This window comes from Pseudomonas sp. GM30 (assembly GCF_000282275.2).
Taxonomy (GTDB): domain Bacteria; phylum Pseudomonadota; class Gammaproteobacteria; order Pseudomonadales; family Pseudomonadaceae; genus Aquipseudomonas.
In genome coordinates this window covers 435,539-462,140 of the sequence record NZ_AKJP02000011.1, presented here as the reverse complement: position 1 = coordinate 462,140, position 26,602 = coordinate 435,539, and the positions used below count along the sequence as shown (strand labels likewise).

The 26,602-nt window shown below is 60.5% G+C and carries 19 protein-coding genes and 1 pseudogene; 15 read left to right on the top strand and 5 right to left on the bottom strand.

Features of this window, described 5'->3' with window-relative positions; all coding sequences use genetic code 11:
• Window positions 1-35 precede the first annotated feature (35 nt).
• The 11 genes from ndk (at window position 36) to PMI25_RS09690 (ending at window position 11,479) form a co-directional block, all read left to right on the top strand.
• Window positions 36-461 (top strand): nucleoside-diphosphate kinase, encoded by a 426-nt coding sequence (gene ndk, locus PMI25_RS09740; RefSeq protein ID WP_007964426.1) that lies wholly within the window; start codon window positions 36-38, stop codon window positions 459-461.
• 28 nt (window positions 462-489) lie between these two features.
• Window positions 490-1,638, top strand: a complete 1,149-nt coding sequence (gene rlmN / locus PMI25_RS09735) for a 23S rRNA (adenine(2503)-C(2))-methyltransferase RlmN (protein WP_007964428.1) — start codon at window positions 490-492, stop codon at window positions 1,636-1,638.
• Window positions 1,639-1,650: 12 nt separating this feature from the next.
• Window positions 1,651-2,409: a type IV pilus biogenesis/stability protein PilW gene (gene pilW, locus PMI25_RS09730; protein WP_007964430.1), complete on the top strand. Its 759-nt coding sequence runs from the start codon at window positions 1,651-1,653 to the stop codon at window positions 2,407-2,409.
• Window positions 2,409-3,446: a RodZ domain-containing protein gene (locus PMI25_RS09725; protein WP_007964433.1), complete on the top strand. Its 1,038-nt coding sequence runs from the start codon at window positions 2,409-2,411 to the stop codon at window positions 3,444-3,446. The genes pilW and PMI25_RS09725 overlap by 1 nt, the downstream gene beginning before the upstream one ends.
• A gap of 3 nt (window positions 3,447-3,449) precedes the next feature.
• Window positions 3,450-4,559 (top strand): flavodoxin-dependent (E)-4-hydroxy-3-methylbut-2-enyl-diphosphate synthase, encoded by a 1,110-nt coding sequence (gene ispG, locus PMI25_RS09720; RefSeq protein WP_007964434.1) that lies wholly within the window; start codon window positions 3,450-3,452, stop codon window positions 4,557-4,559.
• A 30-nt stretch (window positions 4,560-4,589) separates the two neighbouring features.
• On the top strand, window positions 4,590-5,879 hold the full coding sequence (hisS, locus tag PMI25_RS09715) for a histidine--tRNA ligase (RefSeq protein ID WP_007964435.1): 1,290 nt from the start codon (window positions 4,590-4,592) through the stop codon (window positions 5,877-5,879).
• Between the two features lie 41 nt (window positions 5,880-5,920).
• Window positions 5,921-6,562 (top strand): tetratricopeptide repeat protein, encoded by a 642-nt coding sequence (locus tag PMI25_RS09710; protein WP_007964436.1) that lies wholly within the window; start codon window positions 5,921-5,923, stop codon window positions 6,560-6,562.
• The gene (gene bamB, locus PMI25_RS09705; protein ID WP_027612133.1) at window positions 6,555-7,706 is read left to right on the top strand and encodes an outer membrane protein assembly factor BamB; all 1,152 of its coding nucleotides are present in this window, start codon (window positions 6,555-6,557) and stop codon (window positions 7,704-7,706) included. The genes PMI25_RS09710 and bamB overlap by 8 nt, the downstream gene beginning before the upstream one ends.
• Window positions 7,707-7,841: 135 nt before the next feature.
• A complete protein-coding gene (gene der / locus PMI25_RS09700) occupies window positions 7,842-9,314 on the top strand; it encodes a ribosome biogenesis GTPase Der (RefSeq protein WP_003227884.1) in 1,473 nt (490 codons plus the stop codon).
• 237 nt (window positions 9,315-9,551) lie between these two features.
• On the top strand, window positions 9,552-10,700 hold the full coding sequence (locus PMI25_RS09695; RefSeq protein WP_007964441.1) for a pyridoxal phosphate-dependent aminotransferase: 1,149 nt from the start codon (window positions 9,552-9,554) through the stop codon (window positions 10,698-10,700).
• The gene (locus PMI25_RS09690; protein WP_007964443.1) at window positions 10,688-11,479 is read left to right on the top strand and encodes an amidohydrolase; all 792 of its coding nucleotides are present in this window, start codon (window positions 10,688-10,690) and stop codon (window positions 11,477-11,479) included. The genes PMI25_RS09695 and PMI25_RS09690 overlap by 13 nt, the downstream gene beginning before the upstream one ends.
• Window positions 11,480-11,622: 143 nt before the next feature.
• Here the strand turns inward: PMI25_RS09690 and leuA are convergent, their stop codons facing one another.
• The 4 genes from leuA to PMI25_RS09670 form a co-directional block, all read right to left on the bottom strand.
• Window positions 11,623-13,302 carry a 2-isopropylmalate synthase gene (gene leuA, locus PMI25_RS09685; RefSeq protein ID WP_007964445.1) on the bottom strand — a complete coding sequence of 560 codons (1,680 nt, stop codon included), beginning with the start codon at window positions 13,300-13,302 and terminating at the stop codon, window positions 11,623-11,625.
• A gap of 478 nt (window positions 13,303-13,780) precedes the next feature.
• On the bottom strand, window positions 13,781-14,605 hold the full coding sequence (locus tag PMI25_RS09680) for a peptidoglycan DD-metalloendopeptidase family protein (protein ID WP_007964447.1): 825 nt from the start codon (window positions 14,603-14,605) through the stop codon (window positions 13,781-13,783).
• 3 nt (window positions 14,606-14,608) lie between these two features.
• A complete protein-coding gene (gene xseA / locus PMI25_RS09675) occupies window positions 14,609-15,988 on the bottom strand; it encodes an exodeoxyribonuclease VII large subunit (protein WP_007964448.1) in 1,380 nt (459 codons plus the stop codon).
• 24 nt (window positions 15,989-16,012) lie between these two features.
• Window positions 16,013-16,933, bottom strand: coding sequence for a LysR family transcriptional regulator (locus tag PMI25_RS09670; RefSeq protein WP_007964450.1), 921 nt, complete (start codon window positions 16,931-16,933; stop codon window positions 16,013-16,015).
• A 100-nt stretch (window positions 16,934-17,033) separates the two neighbouring features.
• Between PMI25_RS09670 and PMI25_RS09665 the strand changes: the two genes are divergently transcribed.
• The 4 genes from PMI25_RS09665 (at window position 17,034) to guaA (ending at window position 21,764) form a co-directional block, all read left to right on the top strand.
• Window positions 17,034-17,807: a sulfite exporter TauE/SafE family protein gene (locus tag PMI25_RS09665; RefSeq protein WP_007964452.1), complete on the top strand. Its 774-nt coding sequence runs from the start codon at window positions 17,034-17,036 to the stop codon at window positions 17,805-17,807.
• Window positions 17,808-17,951: 144 nt separating this feature from the next.
• A complete protein-coding gene (locus PMI25_RS09660) occupies window positions 17,952-18,500 on the top strand; it encodes a sugar ABC transporter ATPase (protein ID WP_007964454.1) in 549 nt (182 codons plus the stop codon).
• Window positions 18,501-18,616: 116 nt separating this feature from the next.
• Window positions 18,617-20,086: an IMP dehydrogenase gene (gene guaB / locus PMI25_RS09655; protein WP_007964455.1), complete on the top strand. Its 1,470-nt coding sequence runs from the start codon at window positions 18,617-18,619 to the stop codon at window positions 20,084-20,086.
• A 100-nt stretch (window positions 20,087-20,186) separates the two neighbouring features.
• A complete protein-coding gene (guaA, locus tag PMI25_RS09650) occupies window positions 20,187-21,764 on the top strand; it encodes a glutamine-hydrolyzing GMP synthase (RefSeq protein ID WP_003227864.1) in 1,578 nt (525 codons plus the stop codon).
• A gap of 82 nt (window positions 21,765-21,846) precedes the next feature.
• Here the strand turns inward: guaA and PMI25_RS29905 are convergent.
• Window positions 21,847-26,478 (bottom strand): annotated as a pseudogene (locus PMI25_RS29905) (membrane-targeted effector domain-containing toxin).
• Window positions 26,479-26,602: the final 124 nt, after the last annotated feature.

Below are 26,602 nucleotides of genomic sequence, written 5' to 3'. Positions count from 1 at the left end.
AATTTTTCGCAAATTACCGTTTCTGGAGTTACACCATGGCTGTTCAACGTACTTTCTCCATCATCAAGCCTGACGCTGTTGCAAAAAACGTCATCGGCGAGATCACCACTCGTTTCGAAAAAGCAGGCCTGCGCGTTGTAGCTTCGAAACTGAAGCAGCTGTCCAAAGCCGAAGCTGAAGGCTTCTACGCTGAGCACAAAGAGCGCGGTTTCTTCGGCGACCTGGTTGCTTTCATGATCTCCGGTCCTGTTGTTGTTCAGGTTCTGGAAGGCGAAAACGCTATCGCTCTGAACCGTGAGCTGATGGGCGCTACCAACCCTAAAGAAGCTGCTGCCGGCACCATCCGTGCTGACTTCGCCGAGTCGATCGACGCCAACGCCGTTCACGGTTCGGACTCCGAAGCCGCTGCTGCTCGCGAAATCTCGTACTTCTTCGCAGCTACTGAAGTAACCACTCGCTAAGCATTGCTTGAAGAGTGAAGGTGAATCCATGACTACATCGACTGTTAAAACAAACCTGCTGGGTCTGACCCAGCCGGAAATGGAAAAATTCTTCGACTCAATCGGGGAGAAGCGTTTCCGTGCCGGTCAGGTAATGAAATGGATTCACCACTTTGGCGTCGATGATTTCGACGCCATGACGAACGTCAGCAAGGCCTTGCGCGAAAAGCTCAAGGCTGTTGCTGAGGTCCGTGGTCCCGAAGTGGTCAGCGAGGACATCTCCAGCGACGGCACCCGCAAGTGGGTGGTGCGCGTGGCGTCCGGCAGCTGTGTCGAGACCGTGTACATTCCCCAGGGCAAACGCGGCACTCTGTGCGTTTCGTCCCAGGCAGGCTGTGCCCTGGACTGCAGTTTCTGCTCCACCGGCAAGCAAGGCTTCAACAGCAACCTCACCGCCGCCGAAGTCATCGGTCAGGTGTGGATTGCCAACAAATCCTTCGGCAGTGTTCCCGCTACCATCGACCGCGCCATCACCAACGTGGTGATGATGGGCATGGGCGAACCGCTGCTGAACTTCGACAACGTCGTGGCCGCCATGCATCTGATGATGGATGACCTGGGCTACGGGATCTCCAAGCGCCGCGTGACCCTGTCCACGTCGGGTGTGGTGCCGATGATCGATGAACTGGCCAAGCACATCGACGTCTCCCTGGCGTTGTCCCTGCACGCACCGAATGACGCATTGCGTAACCAATTGGTGCCGATCAACAAGAAATATCCGCTTAAGATGCTGCTCGAGTCGTGCCAGCGCTACATGTCCGCCCTGGGCGAGAAACGTGTGCTGACCATCGAGTACACCTTGCTCAAGGACGTCAACGACAAGCTTGAGCATGCGGTGGAAATGATCGAGCTGCTCAAAGACATTCCGTGCAAGATCAACCTGATTCCGTTCAACCCGTTCCCGCATTCCGGGTACGAGCGGCCGAGCAATAACGCCATTCGTCGGTTCCAGGATCAGTTGCATCAGGCCGGTTTCAACGTCACTGTGCGCACCACCCGTGGTGAGGACATCGATGCGGCATGCGGTCAATTGGTAGGGCAGGTGCTGGATCGCACCCGTCGCAGCGAACGTTACATCGCCGTGCGCGAGTTGAGCGCCGACAGCGATTTGGCACAGAACGCCGCGAACACTAACTAAGAGAGGATCTCTATGTCCCTGCGCTTTGCGCTGCTGTTGCTGATGGCCAGCCTGTGTGCTGGTTGTGTCCTGTCGGGTGACTACAACCCGATGAAGACCAGCAAGGGCCGCGACGAAGCGCGTGCCGCCTACGTGCAGCTGGGACTGGGATACTTGCAGCAAGGGATGACCGAGCGCGCGAAGGTGCCGCTGAAGAAGGCGCTGGAGCTGGACGGCTCCGATCCTGATGCCAACGCTGCCCTCGGGCTGGTGTTCCAGGCCGAAATGGAGCCGAAGCTGGCCGACGAACATTTCCGCAAAGCCCTGTCCTCGCGTCCCACCGATGCACGAATCCTCAATAACTACGGCAGTTTTCTCTACGAAGAACAGCGTTACAAGGAAGCCTACGAGCGTTTTGAGCAGGCAGCCGCCGATACCCTGTATCCTGAGCGTTCGCGGGTTTTCGAAAACCTCGGCATGACCGCCTCGAAGCTCGGGCAACGGGATCTGGCGCAGCAGCAACTGGAAAAAGCCCTGCGGCTGAACCGTCAACAACCGCGTGCTTTGCTGGAAATGGCTGAGTTGTCCTTCGAAGACAGGCATTATGTGCCCGCGCGTGACTATTACGACCGTTTCAGCCTGCTAACCGAGCAAAATGCACGTAGTCTATTGCTCGGCGTTCGGCTGGCAAAAGTGTTTGAAGATCGCGACAAGGCCGCCAGTTATGGCCTGCAATTAAAACGACTCTATCCCGGTACGCCGGAATATCAGCAATACCTGTCGGAGCAATGATGAAAGCGGCGCATCCCGAAGTTGTAGCAGCGACTCGCGTTAATCCCGGTGAGACTTTGCGCCAGGCCCGCGAAAGCAATGGCTGGTCGCTGGCCGAAGTGGCCCTCAAGCTCAACCTCACCGTGACTTCCCTGAGCAATCTTGAAGCCGGCGCTTTCGACAAGCTGCCGGGGCATACCTTCGCTCGCGGTTACATTCGCGCCTATGCCAAGTTGCTCGGCATGGACCAGACCGTTCTGGTCCAGCAATTCGACCAGTCCACTGGCACCGACTCCCAGGGCAGCAATGTGCATGCGCTGGGTCGTATCGAGGAGCCTGTGCGGGTTTCCCACACTATTCTGCGCATCGTCAGCCTGCTGTTGCTGATTGCGGTCATCGGCGGCGGTTTCGTCTGGTGGCAGGATCAGACCTCGCAGCGCAACAAGGAAGTGACCAGCCTGGCCCCGGAGCACGTTGAAGTCGAAGGCGCCGACGGCACCACGCAGATTCACCCGATCGACGAACCGGAAGACCAGGCCGTGGCCGAAGGTCAGGCCGAGGGCGCGACTGCTCTGGCATTGCCACAAGCGGAAACCACTGCTGAATCGACCGGTGCCGAACCTGCCGCGCCGGCAACCGCTCCAGCCGCCCCGGCCGCGACTACGCCAGCCTCCCCGGCTCACACGCCGGCCCCGGTTGTCGCCAACCCGGCCACTTCTGCACCAAACGTTCCCGCCACACCCGCGCCGACCGTCACCGCTCCAGTAGTCGCGGCCACCCCTGCGCCAACCGCCGAAGCAGCTGTTCCAGCGGCGGGCGACGGCCAGGTGCAACTGCAGTTCAGCGCTGATTGCTGGGCACAGGTCACCGATGGTCGCGGCAAAGTGCTGTTCAGCGGTCTGAAACATAAAGGCGACAGCGTCTCGGTTTCCGGCAAGCCGCCACTGGCGGTGCGCCTGGGTGTGGCTCGCGCCGCGCAGGTCAGCTACAACGGCCAACCGGTCGATATCGCTCCGTTCACCAGTGGCGAGACTGCTCGCCTGAAGTTGGGTCAATAAGTCATGCACGGCGAATCTCCAATCAAACGTCGCGTTTCGCGCAAGATCTGGGTCGGTAACGTGCCTGTTGGCGGCGATGCGCCTATCGCTGTGCAGAGCATGACCAACAGCGACACCAATGATGTGGCTGCCACTGTCGCGCAGATCAATCGTCTGGAAGCCGCCGGCGTCGACATCGTCCGCGTTTCGGTACCGGACATGGACGCCGCCGAGGCGTTCGGCAGGATCAAGCAACTGGTCAAGGTGCCACTGGTTGCCGACATCCACTTCGACTACAAGATCGCGCTGCGCGTCGCCGAACTGGGTGTGGACTGCCTGCGCATCAACCCGGGCAACATCGGTCGTGAAGACCGGGTGCGCGCTGTGGTCGATGCCGCCCGTGATCGCGGGATTCCGATCCGCATCGGCGTCAACGCCGGTTCCCTGGAAAAAGACCTGCAGAAGAAATACGGCGAACCTACTCCGGCCGCGCTGGTCGAGTCCGCGCTGCGTCACGTCGAGCACCTCGAGCGCCTGAATTTCCAGGACTTCAAGGTCAGCGTGAAAGCCTCCGACGTGTTCATGGCCGTCGAAGCCTACCGTCTGCTGGCCAAGGAAATTGTCCAGCCGCTGCACCTGGGCATCACTGAAGCCGGTGGATTGCGTTCGGGCACAGTGAAATCCGCCGTGGGCCTAGGTATGCTGCTCGCCGAGGGGATTGGCGATACTATCCGCATCTCGCTGGCGGCCGATCCGGTCGAGGAAGTGAAGGTCGGTTACGACATTCTCAAGTCTTTGCATCTGCGTTCCCGTGGCATCAACTTCATCGCCTGCCCGAGCTGCTCGCGGCAGAACTTCGATGTGGTCAAGACCATGAACGAGCTGGAAGGGCGCCTTGAAGACCTGTTGGTGCCGCTGGATGTCGCGGTGATCGGCTGCGTGGTCAACGGCCCCGGCGAAGCCAAGGAAGCCCATATCGGCTTGACCGGCGGCACGCCAAACCTGATTTACATCGACGGCAAGCCGTCGCAGAAACTGACGAATGACAATCTGGTGGACGAGCTGGAAAAGCTGATCCGCGAGAAAGCGGCCGAGAAGGTCGAAGCTGACGCAGCGGTCATCGCGCGCGGCTGACTGAAAGCCGAACGAATTTAAGGATTTAAAGTGAGCAAGTCTCTGCAAGCCATTCGTGGCATGAACGACATCCTGCCCGAACAGACCCCGCTGTGGCGTTATTTCGAGGGCACTGTCGCGCGTCTGCTGGATAACTACGGTTACAAGCAGATCCGCATGCCGATCGTCGAATTCACCGAGCTGTTCAAGCGCTCGATCGGTGAAGTGACCGACATCGTCGAAAAAGAAATGTACACCTTCGAAGATCGCAACGGCGACTCTCTGACCCTGCGTCCGGAAGGCACCGCGGCGTGCGTGCGTGCGGTGCTCGAGCACGGCATCACCGGCGGTGGTCAGGTGCAGAAACTCTGGTACATCGGCCCGATGTTCCGCCACGAGCGTCCGCAGAAAGGCCGTTATCGCCAGTTCCACCAGATCGGTCTGGAGGTGTTCAACCTCGACGGTCCGGACATCGATGCCGAGCTGATCATCATGACCTGGCGCCTGTGGGGCGAGCTGGGTATCCGTGATGCGGTCAAGCTCGAACTCAACAGCCTGGGCACCAGCGAGTCCCGTGGTCGCTATCGTGAAGCGCTGGTCGAGTACCTCTCGGCGCACCACGACAAGCTCGACGAAGACAGCCAGCGTCGCCTGAAAACCAACCCGCTGCGCGTGCTCGACACCAAAAATGCCGACACTCAGGCGGTACTGGTCGATGCGCCGAAGATGGCGGACTACCTGGACGACGAGTCCCGTGCGCACTTCGAAGGTCTGAAGGCGCGTCTGGACGCGGTTGGCATCCCGTACGTGCTCAACCCGAAACTGGTGCGCGGCCTCGATTATTACAGCAAAACCGTATTCGAATGGGTCACCGACAAGCTCGGCGCTCAGGGCACGGTCTGCGCGGGCGGTCGTTACGACGGTCTGGTCGAGCAGATGGGCGGCAAGCCGACTACCGGCGTGGGTTTCGCCATGGGCATCGAGCGTCTGGTGTTGATGCTCGAAACCCTGGAGCAGATCCCGGAAGAAATCTCCCGTCAAGTCGATGTCTACCTCTGCGCCTTTGGCGAGCAAGCCGAACTGGCCGGTCTGGCCCTGGCCGAGCGTGTGCGTGACCAGCTTCCAAACCTGCGTCTGCAAGTCAATGCCGGCGCCGGCAGCTTCAAAAGCCAGTTCAAGAAAGCCGACAAGAGCGGTGCGTTGTATGCACTGATCCTGGGTGACGACGAAATGGCCCAGCAAGTGGTAGGTTTCAAACCCCTGCGTGGCCAGGGCGAACAACAAAGCATTGCCTGGGATGCGCTCGCCGCTCACCTGGCCACCTGCGTCGTGCAGGGTTGAAGCTGTCCAAACAGCCGATTTAGCGATTAAGGAGTATTGGGGTGTCGAGTACCGAAGACGAACAGTTGGCGGATTTGAAGGACTGGTGGACACGCAACGGCAAACCTCTGGTCACCGGCGGCCTGTTGGCGCTGGTCATCGTGTTCGGCTGGCAGGCTTTTCACAAGTATCAGAGCAACCAGTCGCAAGGCGCCTCGGTGCTCTATCAGCAACTGCTGGAAACCACGCTGACCCCGGACGGCAAGCCTGACGCTGCCCGCGTTGCGGATCTGGCCGGCAAGCTCAACAGCGAATTCGGCGGCACCGCGTACGCGCAGTACGGCAGCCTGTTCGTGGCCAAAGTAGCGGTCGACAGCGGCAAGCTGGACGACGCCGCGACCGAACTCAAAGCCATCGTTGCCAAGCCGGCCAACCCGGCGCTGGGCGAAATCGCCCGTCAGCGTCTGGCCCAAGTGCTGGGTGCGCAGAACAAGGCTGATGAAGCCCTGAAGCTGCTCGACGGCGATGCCGACAAGGCGTTCCTGGCCACTCGCGAAGAACTCAAGGGTGATCTGCTGGTTCAGCTGGGTCGTACCGACGAGGCGAACACCGCGTATCAAAAAGCCAAGGCGGCACTGTCGGATGAAGCGGCAGTCGGTGGCCTTCAAATCAAGCTCGACGACCTGGCCAAAGGGGATGCGTGACGTGATCCGTTGGAAGCATGCAGCATTGCTGGCTCTGGCCATTCTGGCCGCGGGTTGCAGCAGCAACAGCAAAAAAGAACTGCCACCGGCCGAGCTGACCGACTTCAAAGAAGAAGTGGTTCTGCAAAAGCAGTGGAGCCGTTCGATCGGTGACGGTCAGGGCGAAACCTACAACATGCTGGTGCCGGCGATCGATGGTGACACCATCTACGCCGCCGACGTGACCGGCGTGCTGATGGCCATGGATCGCAGCAATGGCGACGTGAAGTGGAAAAAGGATCTTGAACTGCCTGTCTCCGGCGCCGTTGGCGTGGGTTACGGTCTGGTCACCATCGGTACCCTCAAGGGTGAAATCGTTGCCCTCGACGCCATCAACGGCGAAGAGAAGTGGCGCGCCCGGGTTTCCAGCGAAGTGCTCGCGCCGCCGGCCAACAACGGTGACGTTGTCGTGGTACAGACCCAGGACGATCGTCTGATCGGTCTGGACGCTGCCACCGGCGACCGTCGCTGGACCTACGACAGCACCCCTGCGGTCCTGACCTTGCGCGGCACCAGCGCCCCCGTCGTGACCAACCGCCTCGCGGTGGCTGGCCTGTCGACCGGTAAAGTGGTTGCCCTGGACATTTCCAACGGCGTGCCGGTGTGGGAACAACGGGTCGCGATTCCAACCGGTCGTTCGGAACTGGAGCGCGTGGTCGACATCGACGGCGGTCTGCTGCTGTCCGGCGAAACCCTCTACGTTGCCAGCTATCAGGGCCGCGTCGCGGCACTCGATCTGCAGAGCGGCCGTCAACTGTGGCAGCGCGATGCGTCGAGCTATGCCGGTGTTGCGCAAGGTTTCGGCAACGTCTACGTCAGCCTGTCTTCGGGCACCGTTGAAGGCGTTGACGAGCGTTCGACCACTGCACTGTGGAGCAACGACTCGCTGGCTCGCCGCCAACTGTCGGCTCCGGAAGTGTTCTCCAGCTACGTAGCCGTCGGTGACCTGGAAGGTTACCTGCACCTGTTGAGCCAGGTGGACGGTCGTTTTGTGGGTCGTGAGCGTATCGACAGTGACGGCCTGCGTGCCCGTCCGCTGGTGGTGGGCAACACGATCTATGTGTATGGCAACAGCGGCAAACTGGAAGCCCTGACCATCAAGTAACAACTATGCTTGGGGTTAAACCCCAAGCGGCCCCGGATTTCCGGGGCTTGCAGCGCTACCCGGCGTTGCCCCGAGCACCAGCCGCTGCCTCGCAGCGGCTTTTGTATTTTCTGAAATAACGAAGTGGAGAGCCGCATGGTTCCCGTAATCGCCCTGGTGGGCCGACCGAACGTCGGCAAATCCACCTTGTTCAACCGCCTGACCAGGACGCGTGACGCCATCGTTGGCGACTTGTCCGGTCTGACCCGTGATCGCCAGTACGGTGAGGCCAAGTGGCAAGGGCGTTCCTACATTCTGATCGACACCGGTGGTATCTCCGGTGACGAACACGGTATGGACGAAAAAATGGCCGAGCAGTCGCTGCTGGCCATTGAAGAAGCGGATGTTGTGCTGTTCCTGGTAGATGCCAAGGCCGGTTTCACCGCCGCCGACCAGATGATCGCCGAACACTTGCGCAAGCGTAACAAGCGTTCCCACGTGGTTGCCAACAAGGTCGACAACATCGACCCGGAAATGGCCCGCGCCGAATTCGCCCCGCTGGGCATGGGCCACGCGATCCCGATCGCCGGTGCCCACGGCCGTGGTATCACTCAACTGCTGGAAGCGGCACTGAGCGATTTCCCGCGTGACGAAGACGAGCCGCAGGAAGGCGAAGAGGAAGAGATCGTCGCCGAAGGCGAGGAAGCCAAGCGCATTCCTGGCCCGAGCGAAAAAGACGGGATCAAGATCGCCATCATCGGCCGTCCGAACGTCGGCAAGTCGACCCTGGTCAACCGCATGCTCGGTGAAGACCGGGTGATCGTTTATGACCAGCCCGGCACCACCCGCGACAGTATCTACATCCCGTTCGAGCGTAACGACGAGAAGTACACGCTGATCGACACCGCTGGTGTGCGCAAGCGCGGCAAGATCCACGAAGAAGTCGAAAAATTCTCCGTGGTCAAAACCCTGCAGGCGATCAAAGACGCCAACGTGGTGATCTTCGTGATGGACGCCCGCGAAGGCGTGGTCGATCACGACCTCAACCTGCTGGGCTTTGCCCTTGAAGCAGGTCGTGCGCTAGTGATCGCGATCAACAAATGGGACGGCATGACCCCGAGCGAGCGCGACTACGTCAAGGTCGAGCTGCAGCGTCGTCTGTTCTTTGTCGACTTCGCCGATATTCACTTTATTTCGGCATTGCACGGCACTGGCGTGGGCAACCTCTACGCCTCGGTGCAGAACTCGTTCAAGTCCGCGGTCACCCGCTGGCCGACCAGCCGCCTGACGCAGATTCTCGAAGATGCGGTCAGCGAGCACCAGCCGCCGATGGTCAACAGCCGCCGGATCAAGCTGCGTTACGCTCACCTGGGTGGTGCGAACCCGCCGATCATCGTGATCCACGGTAACCAGATCGAGAAAGTGCCGAAGTCGTATGTGCGCTATCTGGAGAACACTTACCGCCGTGTGCTGAAGCTGGTCGGTACGCCGATCCGCATCGAGTTCAAAGGTGGCGAGAACCCGTACGAAGGCAACAAGAACACGCTGACCGACCGCCAGGTCAACAAGAAGCGTCGCTTGATGTCGCACAACAAGAAAGCCAGCAAGAAACGCCGCGACAAGAAGTGATCCTGTGGTGAGGGGATTTATCCCCGACGGGTTGCGAAGCGACTCCAAATACCTGTCATAGGGTTTGCGACTGTTTCGCAGCCGATCGGGGATGAATCCCCTCGCCACAAGGTTGCTGCGCTATAAATGAAAGAAGGGTGCTCAGTTGGGCGCCCTTTTTTTATGGGCGCCGGATGGGCTATTCTCGGGCTCTCCCGCGCCGCCGTCAGAGCCGGGTGTAGAGCAGGGAACCCCTCGATGATCACCAGTAAGCTGCCGAATGTCGGCATCACTATTTTCACGCAGATGTCTCAGCTCGCGGCGCAGACCGGAGCGATCAACCTGTCCCAGGGTTTTCCTGATTTCGACGGCCCGCAGTCCCTGCGTGACGCGGTCGGTCGGCATATCGCCAGCGGCCACAATCAATATTCACCGATGACCGGCCTGCCGGCGTTGCGCGAGCAGATCGCGGCGAAAATCGCCCGCAGCTATGGCGTGAAAGTCGATGCCGACAGTGAAGTGACCGTGACGCCGGGCGCGACCCAGGCAATCTTTTGTGCGATTCAGGCGGTTATCCACAGCGGCGACGAAGTCATCGTGTTCGACCCGTGCTACGACAGCTATGACCCGGCGACGCAGTTGGCGGGCGGTCGCTGCGTGCATGTGCAGTTGAATCCGGATGATTTCTCCATCGATTTCGACAAGCTCGCCGCGGCCCTCAGCCCGCGCACGAAAATGATCGTCATCAACACCCCGCACAACCCGAGCGGTGCACTGATCAGCCGTGCCGAACTGGATCAACTGGCGGAATTGATCCGTGGTCGTGACATCTACCTGATCAGCGACGAGGTGTACGAACACCTGGTGTTCGACGGTGTGCCGCATGTCAGCGTGTTGGCTCACGAAGAGCTGTACCAGCGCGCATTTGTGGTCAGCTCGTTCGGCAAGACTTACCACGTGACGGGCTGGAAAACCGGTTACGTGGTTGCACCGCCGGCGCTGACCGCCGAGCTGCGCAAGGTGCACCAGTACGTCAGTTTCTGCGGTGTCACGCCGCTGCAATACGCCTTGGCCGATTACATGGCCGAACACCCGGAACACGTTGAAGAGCTGCCGGGTTTCTATCAGGCCAAGCGTGACCTGTTCTGCGATCTGCTGGCGCCGTCGCGCTTCACCTTTACCCGCGTCACCGGCACGTATTTCCAGTTGGTCGACTATTCGCAGATTCGCCCTGACTTGAACGATGTCGACATGGCGATCTGGATGACCCGCGAGCACGGCGTGGCGAGCATTCCGGTGTCGGTGTTCTATCAGAATCCACCGCAAGGCCAGCGCCTGGTGCGCCTGTGCTTTGCCAAACGCGAGGAGACGTTGCGTGAAGCGGCGGCAAAACTATGCGTGATCTGAGTGCATTGCCCGATCTCAATCTGGCGCTGATCCAGACCAGCCTGGCCTGGCATGACCGTCAGGCCAACCTCGAGCACTTCGAGGTGCTGCTGGAGCAGGCCCGAGGCGCGGATCTGATTATCCTGCCGGAGATGTTCACCACCGGCTTCTCCATGGAATCGGAAACCCTCGCTGAAGCCGAGCACGGCCCGACCAGCAAGTGGATGAAGGCCCAGGCTGCAAAGCTCAATGCGGTGATCACCGGCAGCGTGATCATTCAGGCGGCGGATGGCAGCCATCGCAATCGCTTGCTGTGGGCACGCCCGGACGGCGAAGTCTGGCATTACGACAAGCGCCATTTGTTCCGCATGGCCGGCGAGCACAATCACTACACCCCCGGCGAGCGCCAGGTGCAGTTCGAACTCAAGGGCTGGCGTATCCGCCCGCTGATTTGCTACGACCTGCGCTTCCCGGTGTGGAGTCGCGATGCGCAAGACACCGATCTGCTGCTGTACACCGCCAACTGGCCGGGTGCACGGCGTCTGCACTGGAACCGCTTGTTGCCGGCGCGGGCGATTGAAAACCTGTGCTACGTGGCGGCGGTGAACCGGATCGGCACCGACGGCAAGGGCTTCGCTTATACCGGCGACAGTCAGGTGCTGGATTTCCAGGGCGAGACGTTGCTGGCGGCGGGGGAGGCGGACGGCGTGTTCAAGGTTGTGCTGGAGGCCGCGCCATTGGCGGCGTATCGCGAGCGCTTCCCGGCGAATCTGGATGCGGATACCTTCGAGTTCACCTGAAAAACAAAGATCGCAGCCTTCGGCAGCTCCTACAGGAGGTACGCTGTCCCGATGTAGGAGCTGCCGAAGGCTGCGATCTTTTGATCTAAACAAAAAGGCCCCAGAGTTCACACTCCAGGGCCTTTTGCATGTCAGCGAAGGACTTAAGCCGCTTTCGCCTCAGGCTGGCTCAACGAGCGGTTCAGCGCACTGAACAGCGCCTTGAAGCTGGCGGTGGTGATGTTTTCATCGATGCCCACGCCGTGCACCGCACGCTCACCGTTCACCCGCAGCTCGATGTACGCCGCCGCTTTGGCGTTGGTGCCCGCGCCGATCGCGTGTTCGTTGTAGTCCATGATCTCCACCGGAATCGGCAGGCCGGCCACCAGTGCTTCCAGCGCACCGTTGCCCTTGCCGCGCCAGTGCAGGTTGGTTTCGCCCTGACCCTTGCTTGCCACTTCCACCTCGACGGCGCTATTGCCGTTTTCTTCCTGCAGGCGATGGCTGACCAGCGCGTACGGGGTGTTGGCTTGCAGGTATTCGCTGATCAACAACGAGTGGATCTGCTTGGCGGTCATTTCCAGGCCGAGGCGATCGGTTTCCCGCTGCACCACCTGGCTGAACTCGATCTGCATGCGACGCGGCAGGCTGATGCCGTATTCCTGCTCCAGCAGGTAGGCGATGCCGCCCTTGCCCGACTGGCTGTTCACACGAATCACGGCCTCGTAGCTGCGACCGATGTCGGCCGGGTCGATCGGCAGGTACGGCACTTCCCACAGGGTATCCGGTTTCTGCTGGGCGAAGCCCTTGCGGATCGCGTCCTGGTGCGAGCCGGAGAATGCGGTGTGCACCAGGTCGCCGACGTACGGGTGACGCGGGTGCACCTGGATCTGGTTGCACTCTTCGACGACTTTGCGCACGCCGTCGATGTCGGAGAAGTCCAGCTCAGGGTCAACGCCCTGGGTGTACATGTTCAGTGCCACAGTAACGAGGTCGACGTTACCGGTGCGCTCGCCGTTGCCGAACAGGCAGCCTTCGACGCGATCCGCGCCGGCCATCAGGCCCAGTTCGGTGGCGGCAACGCCGGTGCCACGGTCGTTGTGGGTGTGCAGGCTGATGATCACGCTGTCACGACGGTTGATGTTGCGGCCGAACCATTCGATCTGGTCGGCGTAGACGTTCGGCGTCGCGCATTCAACGGTGGCCGGCAGGTTGAGGATCATCTTGTGCTCAGGCGTCGGGTTCCAGACCTCGATCACTGCGTCACAGACTTCCTTGGCAAATTCCAATTCGGTGGCGCTGAAGGTTTCCGGCGAGTATTCGAACGTCCACTCGGTGTCCGGCTGCATCGCCGCGTATTTGACGAACAGCTTGGCGGCGCTGACTGCGATGGCCTTGATGCCGTCCTTGTCCTGATTGAAGACGATACGACGGAAGGAAGGCGAGGTGGCGTTGTACAGGTGAACGATGGCTTTCTTCGCCCCGCGCAGGGATTCGAAGGTGCGCTCGATCAAGTCTTCACGGCCCTGGGTCAGCACCTGAATGGTGGTGTCGTCCGGGATGTGGCCTTCTTCGATCAGGGTGCGCACGAAGTCGAAGTCGGTCTGCGAAGCGGCCGGGAATGAGGCTTCGATTTCCTTCACACCCACCTGAACGAGGGTTTTCCAGAAGCGCAGCTTCTTCACCGCGTCCATTGGCTCGATCAGCGACTGGTTGCCGTCACGCAGGTCGGAACTGCACCAGATCGGCGCGGCGTCGATGGTTTTCGATGGCCAGGTGCGATCCGGCAGATTGATGACGGGGAACGCGCGGTATTTCGAAGACGGGTCTTTGAGCATGCTCATCGGGAAACTCCTTATTGTCTGGGCCGAAAAGAGGCGGCCTGCCGGTGGAACGAATGTTCGGGGAACAGCTTGGGACGAGGCGCAGCGATTCAGCCCGGCAGTCGTGCGCTGACGAGGCACAGGCTGCGGTGCTGGCGAAGCTGAATAAGGGTGTGAGAGGTTTTCATGCCTTCAACCCTAACCGCGAGGGGAGAGGATGGCAAGCAGTCGAAAAAAATTGAGAGGAATACTCGAAATACCGGGTTTTGCAGAATTTTATTGCGTTTAAGTCGGTGGTTCTTATTGATGTTTGCGTGAGGTTAGATTGGGGCGCAATTGATGTTGGTCGGGTGTCAGCAATATTTTCGGATTGGGTAGACCGCATTCGCGGGCAAGCCCGCTCCCACAGTGTCCGTGTCGCACACGAATATTATGTACACCCGAAAAACCTGTGGGAGCGGGCTTGCCCGCGAAGAGGCCCGTGGCCTCAACACCAAATTCAGGGCTGGAACGCCCCAATGAAAATCGCCGGATCCACCCGCGCATCGTTCAAGCTGATGTTCCAGTGCATGTGCGGCCCGGTCGCCCGGCCGGTCGAACCGACCTTGCCCACCACTGCGCCACGGGCCAGTTGATCGCCGACCTTCACGTCGATTTTCGACATGTGGCAGAACATGCTGATAAAGCCCTGGCCGTGATCGACAAACACCGTGTTGCCGTTGAAGAAGTAGTTGCCGGTGAGAATCACCTTGCCCGCCGCCGGAGTCTTGATCGGCGTGCCGGCCGGCACTGCAAAGTCGAGGCCGGCGTGCGGGTTGCGTTCTTCGCCATTGAAGAAACGGCGCACACCGAACTTGCTCGACAGCGGCCCGTTGACCGGTTTGTCCAGCAGCAGGTTGCTCGGGGTGTTCGGGCTGAAGCTGCGGTAAGCCTTGATCTGCTCGGCCAGTTCACCTTCGATGCGCTTGAGGTTGGCCGGGTTCGGATTGACCTGCTGAGTGTTCTTCAGGGTGATGTGCTGTTCCGGGTATTTCTTGTTGCCGACGGTGAACGGCAAATTGCGCCCACCGCTGCTGATCTGCTGGCTGCCGGGTTTGACCGTCAGCGGCACGCCGACAATCGCCAGCCAGTTGTTCTGTTCTTTCACCACCAGCACCGGTTTGCCCTGATAGGTGGCTTTTGGTGCCTGCGCGGCGCTGCCCAGATCGACCACCGCCACGCCGCCCGGCACCGGTTTGTTCAGCAGACGGGTGATGTAGCTGTCGGCGTGGGCGTTGAAGGTGGTCAGGCACAGCAACAATAACGGAGCGAAAAAACGCGGCATGGATCAGTCCAGTAAAGAAAGGGTGACGGGCGTCAGGTGGTTGTCCTCGACGCGCACTTGCAGTTCGCCTTCGCCCAGTTTTGCTTTCAGGCGCTGGCCGGTTTGGGTCTGCGCGGCATTACGGATCGCGTGCCCGCGCTCATCGAGCAGAATGCTGTAGCCACGGCCGAGGGTCGCCAGCGGACTGACCACATGCAGCGTCTGCATCTGGCTGTGCAGTTGCAGGCGACGGTTTTTCAGGCCTTCGCGCATGGCGCGCGGCAGGCGTTCGGCGAGGCTGTCGAGGCGTTGGCGCAGCATCGCCAGTTGCCGACCCGGATGCTGCCCGGCGAGGCGGGTTTCCAGACGGATCAGACGTTCGCGGCGGGTATTCAGTTGGCGCTCGAAAGCCCGGCGCATGCGCATGTCCAGGTCATCCAGGCGTTGCGCTTGCTGGCGCAGGCGTTCGCCGGGGTGGCGCAGACGGCGGGCCATGCCTTCCAGGCGCAGACGATCGCGCATCAGCCGGTCGCGCATGCGCATCACCAGACGCCGGTGCAGGCTTTCCACCTGACGGGTCAGGTGGCTCGAATCCGGGGCCAGCAGTTCGGCGGCGGCGGAGGGCGTTGGGGCGCGCACGTCAGCCACGAAGTCACTGATCGACACATCGGTTTCATGCCCGACGGCGCTGACAATCGGCGTCACGCAGGCATCGACCGCGCGGGCCACGGCTTCTTCGTTGAAGCACCAGAGGTCTTCCAGCGAACCGCCGCCACGGGCGAGGATCAGTGCGTCGAAACCCCGGGCGTCAGCCATTTTCAGCGCACGGACGATTTGCGCGGTGGCTTCACGACCCTGCACGGCAGTCGGGATCAGCGTCAGTTGCACCTGCGGCGCCCGGCGGCGGAACACGCTGATGATGTCGCGAATCACCGCGCCGGTCGGCGAACTGATGATGCCGATGCGTTGCGGATGCGCCGGCAGGGGCACTTTGCGTTCCGCACTGAACAGACCTTCGGCGCTGAGCTTTTCCTTCAGTGCGTCGAAGGCCAGGCGCAGCGCGCCGTCACCGGCCGGCTCCACGGTATCGAGAATCAGCTGATAGTCGCCGCGCCCTTCGAACAGCGAGACCTTGCCGCGCACTTTCACGGCCAGGCCGTCCTTCAACGCCTGACGCACCCGCGCCGCATTATTGCGGAACAGCGCGCAACGCACCTGCGCACCGCTGTCCTTGAGGGTGAAATACACATGGCCGGACGCCGGGCGGGCGAGGTTGGAGATTTCGCCTTCGACCCAGATGTTGCTGAACACGTCTTCGAGCAACACCCGCGCGCGGCCGTTGAGCTGGCTGACGGTCAGGACTTCACGGTCCAGGCCAAGTCTTGCAAAGGGATCTTTAATCATGGGGCGCAGTTTAAAGGCATTCGCCTACCGATCACCATGACCCAACACAAAACCCTTGTAGGGAGGATTTGTGAAGGTCTGGATGAAGTGTTGAATCAGTGGCGTGGGGTTCTGGCGATAGGCGAGGGCCACGGTGCTTTGGCAATCGGGATCGCTCAGCGGCAGAAATCGTACGCCGCCGGGGGCAATGTCCTGCATCGATTCGGGCAACAGGGCGATGCCGAATCCAGCCTGGATCAGTTGCAACTGCGTGGTCTTGCGCGACATCACCCGCGCCGCTTTGGGGAAGAAGCCCTGGCGCATGCACAGGTCGGCACACAGATAGCTGAGGCCGCCGCGCTGTGGATGCGGGATCGATATAAAGGCTTCGTCTTGCAGTTGCGCCAGTTCGATGGAGGATGCATCGGCCAGTCGATGATCGTTCGGCACCGCCAGCAGCAAGCGCTCGGTGAACAGCGGCACGATCCGAATGCCCTCGCGCTGGCGCAAAACGGGCAGGCGTAACAGGCCGATATCCAGACGTCCTTCAGCGAGTTCCTCAAGCTGTGCCTCGGAGGAAAGCTTGCCGATGTCGAGCGACACGCCCTGCTGCTGATTCAGATATGTGCTGATCCGACCCAATAAATGCCCGCTGATCGACACGGTGCTGGAATGACTCAGACGCAGCGTGCCCAACTGGCCGTTGCCGACTTCGGTTGCCATCGCGCTGGCTTTGCTCAGTTCATTGAGCAGGTTTCTGGCCCGGGGCAAAAAAGCCTCGCCAGCGGCGGTCAGTCGGGGCTGGCGTGCGGTACGTTCGAACAGCGGGGTTTGCAGGCGGGTTTCCATGTCCTTGATCTGCCGGCTCAGCGCCGACTGCGCGATGAACAGGCGTTCTGCCGCTGCACTGAAGCTGCCGCTTTCGGCGATTTCCACGAAGTAGCGCAGTTGACGGGTTGAAAGCACCAGGTATGCCTTTTCGAGATGAGTGGGTGGCTTTGAACATATTAGTCGCAAGGCTTGGCGCTGGCTAAAGTCATCTCAGGCTTATAAAGGAAGCGGATCGATGAGTGTGGCGGGTTTGTTGAGCGAGTGGACGTGGGGCGCTGGCGGTTGGGCGGTGATCGGCTTCGGTGTCGCGCTGGCCTATATCGTCTTCGGGATTGCCGGGTTCGGTACGGCGCTGGTCGCGGGGCCGATTCTGATTCTGTTCATGCCGCTGTCGAAGATCGTGCCGCTGCTGGTGCTGCTGGATTTCGTCGCGGCATTCGGCAATCTGCTGCCCTCGCGCCGGGACGTGGCGAAACCCGAGTTGTTGCGGCTGCTGCCGTGCATGGCGGTGGGGTGCACGTTGGGGGTGATTTTCCTGCTTAACCTCAAATCCGATCTGTTGCTGCTGTTGATGGGGCTGTTCATCAGCGCTTACGCGATTTACAGCCTGTGGGTGAAAGCCCGGCCGACCCAGCTGTCCGCCGCATGGGCGCTGCCGATGGGCACGGTGGGCGGGTTGTTTGGCGCGCTGTTTGGCAGCGGCGGCTTTTTATACGCGATCTATCTCAACAGCCGTTTGCCCAAGGACGCGGCCCGGGCCACGCAAAGTGCACTGATCAGTTGCAGCACGGTGGTGCGTTTGAGTCTGTTCGCCATCGCCGGGGTGTACGCCGAGCTACCCTTGTTGATGCTGGCGGTGTGTCTGTTGCCGGCCATGGCGCTGGGGCTGTGGATCGGGCGGCGGGTGACCATGAGATTGTCGCGCGAGGCGTTTGTGCGGCTGGTGACGTGGCTGGTGCTGGCGAGCGGGATTGCGTTGATCGGACGCTACATTATTAGTATGGCGTGAGTACTTGACCGGATTTCGTCAGGGATTAAGCTGCCGGCCTTTAGGGCCCCTTCGCGGGCAAGCCCGCTCCCACATTGGAACGCATATCCCTGTGGGAGCGGGCTTGCCCGCGAAGGCGTCAGAAGCCATACCGCAGGACTATCCATGAATTCGCAAAGCATCATCGTCCCGAAAATCTCCACCCTGCCGGTCCACGAGCCTAGGGCGCGGGCGATCCTGCGCTGGCTGGTTCGCAAGAATATCGTCAAGGAAGAACTGAGCACCTGCGGCCGCACCGGCAATCGCATGGCGTACGCGATCGCCGATGGCGCGCGCGCCGTGGTGCTGCACCCGCAGGCTTTGCCTTTCGGTGAACCCATCAACGGCCTGGAGATCGTCACCAAGCGCTGCATCTACACCCCGGCCAAGGGTTTTCTCGAAGAAGCCGGGTGCGCCGAGTGCCGCCGCGAAGTCGGCGAAGCGTTGTTCGAGAGCCTGGAAGACTGGTTTCCAGGCCGCACCGACAACTTCACCTGTCCGGAATGCGGGCACGAAGATGACATCAACGGTTTTCTGTTTTTGCAGGAATGTGCGTTTTCCAACCTGGGTTTCATCTTCAACAACTGGCTGGAAGCAGGCTTCAAGCAGAGTTTTATCGATGAGTTCGCCGATTGGCTCGACCAACCTGTCTCTTGGGTCAAGGTGGAGCTGTAGCGGCGGGGGTCTCCGTATATCAGCAACATTGATATTAAGCTGAGTTTTACATTGAACAGCAGGGGGTGTCTGACTATAATGGCGCGCTTCCATTTTCCCGCTCGGGAGCCCCCGCGATGCTGCGTATCAGCCAAGAAGCTCTGACATTCGACGACATTCTCCTAGTGCCCGGTTATTCCGAGGTGCTTCCTAACGAAGTCAGTCTCAAGACCCGCCTTACCCGTGGCATCGAGCTGAACATTCCTCTGGTTTCTGCCGCCATGGATACCGTCACTGAAGCCCGTCTGGCAATCGCCATGGCTCAGGAAGGTGGCATCGGCATTATCCACAAGAACATGACCATCGAGCAGCAAGCTGCCGAAGTGCGCAAGGTCAAGAAGTTCGAAGCCGGCGTCGTCAAGGATCCGATCACCATCGAGGCTGATGCCACGGTGCGTGACCTGTTCGAACTGACCCGCATGCACAACATTTCCGGCGTTCCGGTACTGCACGATGGCGACCTGGTCGGCATCGTCACTTCCCGTGACGTACGCTTCGAAACCCGTATGGAAGCCACCGTACGTGAAGTGATGACGCCTAAAGAGCGTCTGGTCACCGTGCGTGAAGGCGCCGACAAGAACGAAGTCCGCGAGCTGCTGCACAAGCACCGCCTGGAAAAAGTCCTGATCGTCGACGACAAGTTTGCCCTCAAAGGCATGATGACCGTCAAAGACATCGAAAAAGCCAAGGCTTACCCGCTGGCCAGCAAGGACGATCAAGGTCGTCTGCGCGTTGGTGCTGCCGTCGGTACCGGTAAAGACACCGGTGACCGCGTTGCTGCGCTGGTCAACGCCGGTGTGGACGTGGTGGTGGTCGACACCGCACACGGTCACTCCAAGGGCGTGATCGACCGCGTTCGCTGGGTCAAAGAGCATTTCCCTGAAGTGCAGGTGATCGGCGGCAACATCGCCACCGGTGCCGCCGCCAAGGCTCTGGCCGAAGCTGGCGCCGACGCAGTCAAGGTCGGTATCGGCCCTGGTTCGATCTGCACCACCCGTATCGTCGCCGGTGTCGGCGTGCCGCAAATCAGTGCCATCGCCAACGTCGCCGCAGCCCTCGAAGGCACTGGCGTGCCGTTGATCGCCGACGGCGGCATCCGTTTCTCCGGTGACCTGTCCAAGGCCATCGTCGCTGGTGCCTCTTGCGTGATGATGGGTTCGATGTTCGCCGGTACTGAAGAAGCCCCGGGCGAGATCGAACTGTTCCAGGGCCGTTCGTACAAGGCTTATCGCGGCATGGGTTCGCTGGGCGCCATGTCCCAGGCGCAAGGCTCGTCCGACCGTTACTTCCAGGACTCCTCGGCAGGCGCCGAGAAACTGGTTCCGGAAGGTATCGAAGGTCGCGTGCCGTACAAAGGCACCCTGACGGCGATTATCCACCAGTTGATGGGCGGTCTGCGTTCCTCGATGGGTTACACCGGCAGCGCCGACATCGAAGAAATGCGTACCAAGCCTGAGTTCGTGCGGATCACCGGTGCCGGTATGGCCGAATCCCACGTTCACGACGTGCAGATCACCAAAGAAGCGCCAAACTACCGCGTAGGTTGAGGCTTCTAGCAAAACATCAAGCAACCGGGGCTGTTTTATTCAGCCCCGAGTTGTTTCTGAATCACGACTGTTTCTGAATTACTTAAGACGAGACTGAATCATGGCCCTCGACATTCACGCTCACCGCATCCTGATCCTCGACTTCGGCTCGCAATACACCCAACTGATTGCCCGCCGCGTGCGCGAGATCGGCGTGTACTGCGAACTGCACCCGTTCGACATGGACGAAGAGGCGATCCGCGAATTCGCCCCTAAAGGCGTCATCCTCGCCGGCGGCCCCGAGTCCGTGCACGAAGCCAACAGCCCGCGTTGCCCGCAGGCCGTGTTTGATCTGGGCGTGCCGGTCTTCGGTATCTGCTACGGCATGCAGACCATGGCCGAGCAACTGGGCGGCAAGGTTGAAGGTTCCGAGCTGCGTGAGTTCGGTTACGCCCGCGTTGACGTGGTCGGCAAGAGCCGCCTGCTCGACGGCATCGAAGACCACATCGACGCCGACGGCCTGTTCGGCCTCGACGTATGGATGAGCCACGGTGACAAGGTCACCAAAATGCCGGAAGACTTCCACATCCTGGCCAGCACCCCGAGCTGCCCGATCGCCGGCATGTTCAACGACGAACGCGCTTACTACGGCGTGCAGTTCCACCCGGAAGTGACCCACACCAAGCAGGGCGGCCGCATCCTGTCGCGTTTCGTGCTCGACATCTGCGGCTGTGAAGCCCTGTGGACCCCGTCGAAGATCGCGGAAGACGCCATCGCCAACATCCGCGCACAGGTCGGCACTGACAACGTACTGCTGGGTCTGTCCGGCGGCGTTGACTCCTCGGTGGTTGCGGCGCTGCTGCACAAGGCCATCGGCGATCAGCTGACCTGCGTCTTTGTCGACAACGGCCTGCTGCGTCTGCACGAAGGCGAGCAAGTGATGGCCATGTTCGCCGAGAACATGGGCGTCAAGGTGATCCGCGCCAACGCCGAAGAGCAGTTCCTCAATAACCTGGCCGGCGAAGCCGACCCGGAGAAGAAGCGCAAGATCATCGGCCGTACCTTCATCGACGTGTTCGATGCCGAATCCTGCAAGCTGGACAACATCAAGTACCTGGCTCAGGGCACCATCTACCCGGACGTGATCGAGTCGGCTGGCGCGAAAAGCGGCAAGGCCCACGTGATCAAGTCGCACCACAACGTGGGCGGCCTGCCGGAAGAGATGAACCTGAAACTGGTCGAGCCACTGCGCGAACTGTTCAAGGACGAAGTCCGTCGTCTGGGTCTGGAACTGGGCCTGCCGTACGACATGGTCTACCGTCACCCATTCCCGGGCCCGGGTCTGGGCGTACGCATCCTCGGCGAAGTGAAGAAGGAATACGCCGACCTGCTGCGTCGCGCCGACCACATCTTCATCGAAGAACTGCGCAAAGCCGACTGGTACCACAAGGTCAGCCAGGCCTTCGTGGTGTTCCAGCCAGTGAAATCGGTTGGCGTGGTCGGCGATGGCCGTCGTTACGCCTGGGTCGTGGCCCTGCGTGCCGTGGAAACCATCGACTTCATGACCGCACGTTGGGCTCACCTGCCTTACGAACTGCTGGAAACCGTATCCGGCCGCATCATCAATGAAATCGAAGGTATTTCGCGCGTCACTTACGACGTGTCGAGCAAGCCGCCGGCGACTATCGAGTGGGAGTGATCCCACGCAAGCCGTAAAGGCTTGATCGCTGCAACCGAAAAGCCGTGTGAAATCCGTTTCACACGGCTTTTCTGTTTTTGCGTTACAGCGGTTGTGACCAGCCGCCCAGTTGCATACCCAAATCATCCAGTGCCTGCAGCAGCGCTTTCATGCTCGGGTAGCGTTTACCGCTCACCGAAGGCCAGCCGGGACGTTCGATGTAGAAACGTTTGCCTTCGGTGCCGATGACGGTTCGCACCAGCTCTCCCGTGCGGCTGCGATGCACAATGAATGTCATGTTGGGTTGCTGCTTGAGGGAGTACATGCCGTAGCGAGGCAGCAGGGTCTCGAATTCCGTCATGGTGTGTGCGGTCCAGGGGGTTTCGATTTGCAGGCGCAGGTCGCCTCTGACCAGCGCCGAACGATCATGCGCCGTACCGCCCAGTGGCAGGATTTTCCCCGGATCGACTTCGATGCCCCGGGAAGCCCCTTCGGGGACGTCCTCGACGCGAATGCCGATTGCCTCCTCCAGTTCGCTGACGCCGGCAACCCCTTCAAAAGTGTTGGAGTGAGAGTTGCCCATCAGCGCCACCCATTTGTGCGCGCCGCGTGCGGACTGGTCAGCGCGGATCATCAGGCGGGCGAAATAATTCATCATCTTTTGCCGCGCGGTTTCGTTGCCCAAAGGCAGGTACATGCCGTTGAGCCGGTAACTCGCCATGCAATCGATGGCTTGCACATGAATGCCCTGTTTTCCGGCTTCCTTGACCAACTCCAGAAACGTATAGCGTTCCAGCGGATCGGTCATGTTGCCGACGTCGAGCGCCTTGAGATAGGCCTCGAGTTTTGTCGGCATGCTGCCGGTTTGGAAGAACTCGTCCAGCGCGGCTTGGTGGAAGTCGGTCAGCAGGTGCTCCATGTACAGGCTCTTCACCTGTTTGCTGGCGAGCAATTGCATGTTCTCGATCAGCCATTGTTTGCTGCCGATGGCAGTGTGGCTCTCGCCGAGCACCAGGCCTCGGGCATGTTCAAGGATTTTCCCGATGATCTCTTCGGCTGTCGCGTCTGCCGCCAGGGTTGGCACGGGAGGACGTTCGGGCAGGCGCAAGGTGCTGTAAAAATCCAGCGCGTCGCGATACAGGCGCTTGCGAATGGCCTTGAAGTCGCGATAGGCATCGAACTCGTTCAGGCTGTCATAGACATCACGCAGGGCTTCGTCATTCAGTCCCGCTGCGCCTTCTTCCAGGTGCGCCTTGAGTGGTGCAGGTACGTCGTATTGCGAAGCGGGCAGTGCGGTCACCGGGCTGCGGCTGCTCGATCCGACCAGTGCCGACGGCTTGCCACCGCCGCTGAGCCCTGCGCGAGGCATGGTTTCCCATTCACCCTGAGGATTCAGGCGTACCGGGATCGAGCGAGTAAAACCGTGGGGATGCTCGGGATCGATGACCGCCCAGTGTCCGCTGCCATTGATGTCGGTTTCATAGCGTACGTAATAGGCGGTGTCATCCATCAGGATGGCGGTCGAGGGGTTCGAATCGAGCAGATAAATACCCTGGAATTTTCCTGGCTCGCTGACCGGAGTCATCCCGTCCAGCAATTCATTGGCCTGCCAGCTTGGCGGAATGACCGGACGCGGAGCGTCTTCCAGCAGCGTGGCAACGCTGACTTGCGGCCAGCCCATCGGCTTCAGGCCTCTTTCGATCAGCGCCTGTTTCAATTCATCCAGGGAGTCCACAGTCAGCGAGTCCGGGGCCGGGGCAAGCGGTGTGTCAAGATTGAATCGGCCAGCAGGGGTCATTCTGATCACGCTGTCGGCCATGTGGCGCTCGGCATTTCGGTAGACCACCAGCAGGCTGCTGCGGTAGCGCTGAAACGTGAACATCCCCGGTTCCGGCAGCAGTGCTCGCAGGTCCTGTGGGGGGCGGTACGCCCAAGGCGTTTCCACTTGCACCCGCCAATCGCCTTTGATCAGGTTCTGAATGCTGTCGGGGTCGCTGAGGCCGCCAGCCAGTTCTTCGACCGGAGAGTCGGGGTAATCGGCGTACTCCACCGCCAGGCCAGGGTCGGAGCCGATACTCCGGGCCTGCCCGGGCGCCACATCATCGACACGCACGCTCAAGGCGTCGGTCTGCTCGCTGATGCCTTGATAGCCGCGGAAGGCGCTCATGTTTTCCTGATTGACCAGCGCCACTCATTTGCCCGGACCATTGAGTTCCTGATGAAAGCGGATGACCTCGCTGGCGAAAAAGCTGCGCGCCATCTGACTGTTGGGCACGGGCTGCATTGAGTCTTTGTTGATGTTGTATGTGCTCGACAGGTCGATCGCCTGAATCCGAATGCGTTGGGCGTTGGCGGCTTTGATCAAGGCCATGAGATTGAATTTGCCATCCGGGTCATTGCCGGCCCTGAAGTCGATTCGGCTCAGATAGTTTTGCAGTTCCTCGGACATTTCCCCGGTGCGGGCGAAAGCATCCAGATCCAGTTGATTGACGTTGGCCAGCAGTTCTTGCAGATACAGGGTCTTCACACCGTTGCGGGCAAGATTGGGCATGTCTTCGATGAGCAGTTTCTTGCTGCCGATACTGCCCCGGCTTTCGCCGATGACCAGCCCGGGTTTTTCCGTCAGCGCGGACTCGAGCAGCTTGCTCGGGCTGGCGACGGGAGCCGGCGTCGTGAGCGGCGGGCGTGGAACAGGCGGATGCAGTTCGTACCAGGCAGTGGCATCGCTGATCAGCGTCGCACGCGGTTGCTCCTGCGCCAGATCGAACTCGCTTAACGAGATGACCTCATGTGCAGTCGGCATGAGTGCATTGCCTGCTTCGGTTTCGGGTCGGATCACACTGTGCATGTCGATGCCTCCCAGCGTCCAGGCCCGACGGAACTGGCCTTGCAGATCCGGGCCGCCGAGCGCCCAGGCGCGCATCGCCGGATCATCGAGTCCAGGCACATGGATGCCGGGTGTCTGCGCCCACTGTTCGACTGCGGGTTCACTGACTGCGCCTGCACCCGCGATCATAGGCGCATCACTACCGCCGCGAAGCCCCGGTCTGGGCGCAACTTCCCAGTTTCCTTCGGCGTTCATCCGGACGGGAATCGAACCTGAAAATGCCTCGGGCCGGGTCGGATCGATGATTGCCCACGTGCCACGACCGTTGATGTTTTGTTCGAAGCGTACGTAGTAGGCATTGTCGTCGAGCACGATCGCGGACGACGGATTGGACGCCAGTCTGTGGATACCACGGAATTTTCCGGGATCGTTGATCAGCGTGTCCTCACCCAGGACCCGGTTGATCCTGAACGACTCCGGTATGCCCGGGTGGGGAGTCGCGGGCGAATCGGGCAGGGGTACTGATTGCGGCGTCACCGGCTGCGGATTTTTCGGCTGACTTTCAATCAGGTCAGCCATCTCTGTCGCTTCGGCAGCATCAATCTGCGGGCCAACTTCCTCCAGCGATCCGGGGCCTTTGAGTACCAACAGGTTGAACAGCATGTCGATGCCGCTGAGGACTGCGCCGAGAATCCCGGCCTTGCGCTCGGCGGCGGTTTTGCCATTGACCGCCTGATCGATGTTCAGCCCCATGTTGGCAATGCTGGCGCCGATCACCGGCAATGCAATTGGCCAGCCGATCACGGCCATTGGCCCGAATACCTTGACCCCGGCGCTGAGATAGCCGATCCACAGCTGCTTGCGCAGGTCACCGTTGGAGGTCAGGGACAGGCTGGCCTCGGCAAACATCGCCGCGCGGGTCGAATCACTCAGCCAGATGAAGGCGTCACCGCTGACCGCGCGGTTGTCCTGATTGATCAGCGAGTGATCGTAGCGGCCCCATGTCGCCACCAGGCGATTCATCAGGTCACCAAGGCTGGCGTTGATCTGCTGCCGGTCGGCCAGCGAGAAATGCGCAAGGAATGTCTCGCGCGCCGCAAGTGTGTTCATCCGCTGCAAGATCCAGAAGTGCAGGTCGGTGACGGTTTCCACTACTTGAAAGGCATCGGTTTCACCGGGCAGGTAAAGAATCTGCCGACCCTTGGGCGCGACGAAACGCAGGGCGTTGATCGCGACGTAACCGGCAAGGTCCAGCGTGCGTACGCTGCTCGTGCAAGCATGTCGAGCCTGCAGCGTTGACAGGCTGACTGGCCAGATCAACGGGCCGATCACCGCTTGCGTGACGAACAGGAAGTCCTCGTCACTCAATTGGCGTTTGTCCCGCGCCTGCAGTGCTTTGATCAGAAAGTTGCACTTGGCCAGGGTACGAAAGTCGCTGCCGCTGGTGTTCCAGAATGCGTTCAGTTGAGCGTCGTACAGGGCGCTGAAATCGATGCTCCAGAAGTCCTTGAGCACGTCGTTGCCGTGCAGGCGCACTTCATTGCGTTCATCGAAGGTGCGGGCATCGGGACCGGCAGTGTAGAAACCGCCATAGACGTCGAGCAGGTCGGCGTTGTCCTGATCGGCGACGCGGAAGCGGTGAATCACCAACTGGGTCAGGGTCATGCTTGAAGTGGGCGTGGCGTGCACATGCTCCCAGCCGGTGAAGGCTTTCGAACTGCTTTGCGAGGCGTCGAAGCGGTGGAAATACACGTGATCCGGGTCGAGGTCGTGGACCTGGTATTTGATCAGCAAGTCGCTGGCGACCTGTCGAGCGGCGTCCTGCAAGCTCGGGCAGGTCTGGATGACGGTGGCGGCAATCGCCTTGAGCGCGGCCTTGTCGGCGGCGTTGGGCATCGGGTTGGGCATGTGTTTGGGCTCTCTGTCCTTGAGAAACGGGTGGCACAGGATGGCCCGGCTGTTCGCTGCATGTGCACTACATAGTTATGTCACCTGAGCGATCGAAATCGTGTATGCGCGAGGCGCAACTGCG

Bases quoted from the DNA above. Each gene is read 5' to 3' on its own strand.
- ndk (WP_007964426.1), top strand. From the start codon at position 36: ATGGCTGTTCAACGTACTTTCTCCATCATCAAGCCTGACGCTGTTGCA.
- rlmN (WP_007964428.1), top strand. From the start codon at position 490: ATGACTACATCGACTGTTAAAACAAACCTGCTGGGTCTGACCCAGCCG.
- pilW (WP_007964430.1), top strand. From the start codon at position 1,651: ATGTCCCTGCGCTTTGCGCTGCTGTTGCTGATGGCCAGCCTGTGTGCT.
- PMI25_RS09725 (WP_007964433.1), top strand. From the start codon at position 2,409: ATGAAAGCGGCGCATCCCGAAGTTGTAGCAGCGACTCGCGTTAATCCC.
- ispG (WP_007964434.1), top strand. From the start codon at position 3,450: ATGCACGGCGAATCTCCAATCAAACGTCGCGTTTCGCGCAAGATCTGG.
- bamB (WP_027612133.1), top strand. From the start codon at position 6,555: ATGCGTGACGTGATCCGTTGGAAGCATGCAGCATTGCTGGCTCTGGCC.
- der (WP_003227884.1), top strand. From the start codon at position 7,842: ATGGTTCCCGTAATCGCCCTGGTGGGCCGACCGAACGTCGGCAAATCC.
- PMI25_RS09695 (WP_007964441.1), top strand. From the start codon at position 9,552: ATGATCACCAGTAAGCTGCCGAATGTCGGCATCACTATTTTCACGCAG.
- PMI25_RS09690 (WP_007964443.1), top strand. From the start codon at position 10,688: ATGCGTGATCTGAGTGCATTGCCCGATCTCAATCTGGCGCTGATCCAG.
- leuA (WP_007964445.1), bottom strand. From the start codon at position 13,302: ATGAGCATGCTCAAAGACCCGTCTTCGAAATACCGCGCGTTCCCCGTC.
- PMI25_RS09680 (WP_007964447.1), bottom strand. From the start codon at position 14,605: ATGCCGCGTTTTTTCGCTCCGTTATTGTTGCTGTGCCTGACCACCTTC.
- xseA (WP_007964448.1), bottom strand. From the start codon at position 15,988: ATGATTAAAGATCCCTTTGCAAGACTTGGCCTGGACCGTGAAGTCCTG.
- PMI25_RS09665 (WP_007964452.1), top strand. From the start codon at position 17,034: ATGAGTGTGGCGGGTTTGTTGAGCGAGTGGACGTGGGGCGCTGGCGGT.
- PMI25_RS09660 (WP_007964454.1), top strand. From the start codon at position 17,952: ATGAATTCGCAAAGCATCATCGTCCCGAAAATCTCCACCCTGCCGGTC.
- guaB (WP_007964455.1), top strand. From the start codon at position 18,617: ATGCTGCGTATCAGCCAAGAAGCTCTGACATTCGACGACATTCTCCTA.
- guaA (WP_003227864.1), top strand. From the start codon at position 20,187: ATGGCCCTCGACATTCACGCTCACCGCATCCTGATCCTCGACTTCGGC.